3 protein-coding genes and 1 tRNA gene are annotated in these 3,894 nt (G+C 64.9%); 3 read left to right on the top strand and 1 reads right to left on the bottom strand.

Annotation, left to right across the window (positions count from 1 at the left end; translation table 11 throughout):
* The 3 genes from EN780_RS29075 to EN780_RS29085 form a co-directional block, all read left to right on the top strand.
* Positions 1-1,430, top strand: a 1,430-nt coding sequence (locus tag EN780_RS29075) for a hydantoinase B/oxoprolinase family protein (protein ID WP_133372757.1), incomplete at its 5' end; no start/stop codon positions are given.
* The gene (locus EN780_RS29080; RefSeq protein ID WP_128276008.1) at positions 1,430-2,632 is read left to right on the top strand and encodes a pyridoxal phosphate-dependent aminotransferase; all 1,203 of its coding nucleotides are present in this window, start codon (positions 1,430-1,432) and stop codon (positions 2,630-2,632) included. The genes EN780_RS29075 and EN780_RS29080, both read left to right, overlap by 1 nt.
* A 3-nt stretch (positions 2,633-2,635) precedes the next feature.
* Entirely contained in the window at positions 2,636-3,448 is an 813-nt protein-coding gene (locus EN780_RS29085; protein ID WP_128276009.1) for an NAD(P)-dependent oxidoreductase, read from the top strand.
* A gap of 141 nt (positions 3,449-3,589) precedes the next feature.
* Here the strand turns inward: EN780_RS29085 and EN780_RS29090 are convergent.
* A tRNA-Thr gene (locus EN780_RS29090) sits at positions 3,590-3,664 on the bottom strand.
* Between the last annotated feature and the right edge of the window lie 230 nt (positions 3,665-3,894).

Raw genomic sequence — 3,894 nt, forward strand, 5'->3', positions numbered from 1 at the left:
GCCATGTCAACACCATGGCCGAGGCCGTGCTGCACTTCATGAACGAGATCCCGCGCGAGGAGATGTTCGAGGGCGACACCTATGTCACCAACGATCCCTGGCAGGGCACGGGCCATCTGCACGACATCACCATGGTGTCGCCGTCGTTCCTCAATGGCGAGCTGGTGGCGTTCTTTGCCTGCACGGCGCATGTCGTTGATGTCGGCGGGCGCGGCTTCGGCGCCGACGCCAAGTCGGTCTACGAGGAAGGCATCCAGATCCCGATCATAAAGTTCGCGGAAAAGGGCAAGGTCAATCTCGACCTCGTCCGGCTGCTGCGCGCCAATGTCCGCGAGCCCAACCAGGTGGTCGGCGACTTCTATTCGCTCGCCGCCTGCAACGAGGTCGGCCACCGGCGCCTCGTCGACATGATGAAGGAGATTGGCCTGGCCTCGCTGGACGGGCTCGGCGACTTCATCTTCTCGCGCACCCGCGACGCCATGCTCGAACGCATCAAGGCGCTGCCCAAGGGAAGCTGGTCGAACGAGTTGGTGACCGACGGCTATGACGAGCCGGTGAAGCTCGCGGCCACGGTTTCGATCCGCGACGACCATGTCGAGGTCGATTTCACCGGCACCGACCCGATGAGCCGCTGGGGCATCAACTGCCCGATCATCTACAGCAAGGCCTATGCCTGCTACGCGCTGAAATGCGTAGTGGCGCCGGACATCCCGAACAATGCCGCCTCACTCGCCTTCTTCACCGTGTCGTCGCCGGTCAACATCCTGAATGCCGTGCGGCCGGCGCCGGTGGCGCTCAGGCACATCTTCGGCCACATGGTTCCCGATCTCGTGCTCGGCGCGATCTCGCAGGCGCTGCCCGGCAATATCCTCTCGGAAGGCGCCGGCGCGCTGTGGAACATCCACATCTCGGCCCGGCCGGTCGCAGGCGGCTCGGGCCGTCGGGCGGAGGTGCTGATGTTCAACTCCGGCGGCATGGGCGCCCGCCCCGAGCTCGACGGATTGTCGGCGACGGCCTTTCCGTCGGGTGTGCACACGATGCCGATCGAGGCGACCGAGCATACCGGACCGATCGTCATCTGGCGCAAGGAGCTGCGCCCGGATTCCGGCGGCGACGGCGAATTCCGCGGCGGCCTGGGTCAGGTCATCGAGATCGAGGCGACCGAAGGCCACGAGTTTGACTTCTCAGCCATGTTCGACCGCGTCAACCACCCTGCCCAAGGGCGCAATGGCGGCAAGCCGGGAGTCGCCGGCGTGGTCAAGCTGGACGACGGCACGAAGATGCGGCCGAAGGGCTGGCAGCACGTTCCGGCCGGCCGCCGGCTGATCCTGGAATTGCCGGGCGGCGGCGGCTATGGCGATCCCGCCAAGCGCAGCGCCGCTGCGCGGGCAAACGACCGGTCCAAGGGTTACATTTCGGAGAACGACTGATGAGCTATGTTTCCTCGCGCCTGTCGGTGGTGAAGCCTTCGGCTTCGATGGCGGCCTCGCAAGCGGCCAAGGCGCTGCGCGCCAACGGCGTCGACGTGATCGACCTCGGGCTCGGCGAACCGGATTTCCCGACACCGATGCACATCATCGATGCCGCGCATTTCGCGGCGAAGGCAGGCCAGACGCTTTATACGGGTGCCGCCGGCACGCCCGAGGTGCGCGAAGCCATTGCCGGCAAGTTCCGGCGCGAGAACGGTCTCGGCTACACGGCCGACGACATCGTCGTCGCCAACGGCGCCAAGCAGATCATCTTCAATGCACTGCTGGGGACGCTGGAGAGCGGCGACGAGGCGATCCTGCCGGCGCCCTATTTCGTCTCCTATCCCGAGATGGTGAAGCTGCTCGGCGGCACGCCTGTCGTCGTCGAATGCCCGGAGACCACAGGTTTCCGGCTGACGCCGGCGCTGCTGGAAGAGGCGATCACGCCAAGGACGAAGTGGCTGTTCCTCAACATGCCGGGCAACCCGTCCGGCGCCGTCTATTCGGAAGCCGAGCTCAAGGCGCTGGGGGCGGTGCTGGCGAAGCATCCGCAGGTGCTCGTGCTTTCCGACGAGATCGACGAGCATATCCTTTTCGACGGGCGCGAATTCGTGTCCTTCGGCAAGGCCTGCCCCGAACTCAAGGACCGCACGCTGATCGTCAACGGCGTGTCTAAGTCCTATGCGATGACCGGCTGGCGCGTCGGCTATGCGGCTGGCCCGGCGCCGCTGGTCAAGGCGATGTCGACCATCCAGAGTCAGTCCTGCACCTCCGTCTGCTCGATCGCGCAGGCCGCGACCGTCGCCGCGCTCAACGGCCCGCAGGACGAGGTGGGTCGTTTCAGGCAAGCCTTCGAGGCGCGGCGCGACCTGGTCGTGGACGGCATCCGCAAGATCAACGGGCTGACGCTGTCGCCGCCGGACGGCGCCTTCTACGCCTATATCGGCTGCGCCAGCCTGATCGGCCGCAAGACACCCAAGGGCGTCGTGCTCGAGGACGATGCGGCCGTGGCAAACTATCTTCTCAACGAAGGCCGGGTGGCGTCGGTGCCCGGCGTCGCCTATGGACTGTCACCCTATTTCCGCATCTCGACCGCGACCAGCGAAGAGGTGCTGACCGAGGCGATCTCGCGGATCAACGCCGCCGTCGCGCAAGTGGAGTAAATGATGCCGCATTACGAACGAATCCTGATCACCGGCGCCGCCGGCCGCCTCGGCTCGGAGCTGCGCAAGGGGCTGGTGCCGCTGGCGAAAACCATCCGCCTGGCCGGGCGCGTGCCGTTCGGCGACCTTGCCCCGCACGAGGAAGAAGCGGTCTTCGACCTCGCCGACACGGAGGCGACGATCGCGGCGACCAAGGATTGCGACGCGATCGTCCACTTCGGCGGCGCGCCGCTCGAATGCGAGTGGCAGACGATCCTCGATTCCAGCATCCGCGGCTCCTACCACATCTATGAAGGCGCCCGGAAACACGGGGTGAAGCGCGTCATCTACGCCTCCTCGGTGCATGCCATCGGCTATCACGAGGTCGAGGCGCATATCGGCGTCGACGCGCCGGTGCGCCCGGACAGCCTCTATGGCGTGTCGAAGAATTTCGTCGAGAGCCTCAGCCGGCTCTACTGGGACAAGTTCGGCATCGAGACGGTGTGCCTGCGCATCTTCTCGTCCTTCCCGGAGCCGGCGGACCGGCGCATGCTGTGGTCCTACCTCTCCTTCGCCGACTGCGTGCGGCTGGTCGAGGCCTCGCTGACGGCGCCGCGCGTCGGCCACACGATCTCGTTCGGTATTTCGGACAACAAGGTGAAGACGGTCGACAACAGCGGCGCCAACCACCTGGGCTTCATCCCGCAGGACAGCGCCGAACCGTTCCGCGCCGCCGTCGAGGCGAAAACACCCGTTCCCGATCCGAAAAGGCCGTCGGTGAAATATCTCGGCGGCTGGTTCTGCGAACTCGGCCATCCGGACGACAAGGCCGAATAATCTTCGGCCAAATCCAAAACGCCCTCGTCTGCACTTGGCGATTTCGAACGCGCCGGGTCGTTCGTGCCTGTCCGTTTGCTGCGCAAAGAGCGGACAGAACCGTTGCCTGCCAGTGGTTTAAGCGATTTCAAGTGGATGGACTGGTGCTGCGAGAGAGGATTGAACTCTCGACCTCTCCCTTACCAAGGGAGTGCTCTACCACTGAGCTACCGCAGCCGATGGCGGGGCTTCTGCCATAACGAACCGGCAAGCGCAAGGCCAAGAAAAACCTAAAGTGTCGCGTTTCATTGTCGCAAAACCGCCGCGCGGTTTCAGGCCGGTATGGATGGCAATGCCGAGGCTGTGGAAGCTGCTTTCCCGGACATGGCCGCGCCACAATGTTGGCTATCCCTCAACAGGGGTTGGCCGGTCGGCCAACCCCTGTTGAGGGATAGCCAACATTGTGG

This window comes from Mesorhizobium sp. M4B.F.Ca.ET.089.01.1.1 (assembly GCF_004022605.1).
Taxonomy (GTDB): domain Bacteria; phylum Pseudomonadota; class Alphaproteobacteria; order Rhizobiales; family Rhizobiaceae; genus Mesorhizobium; species Mesorhizobium abyssinicae.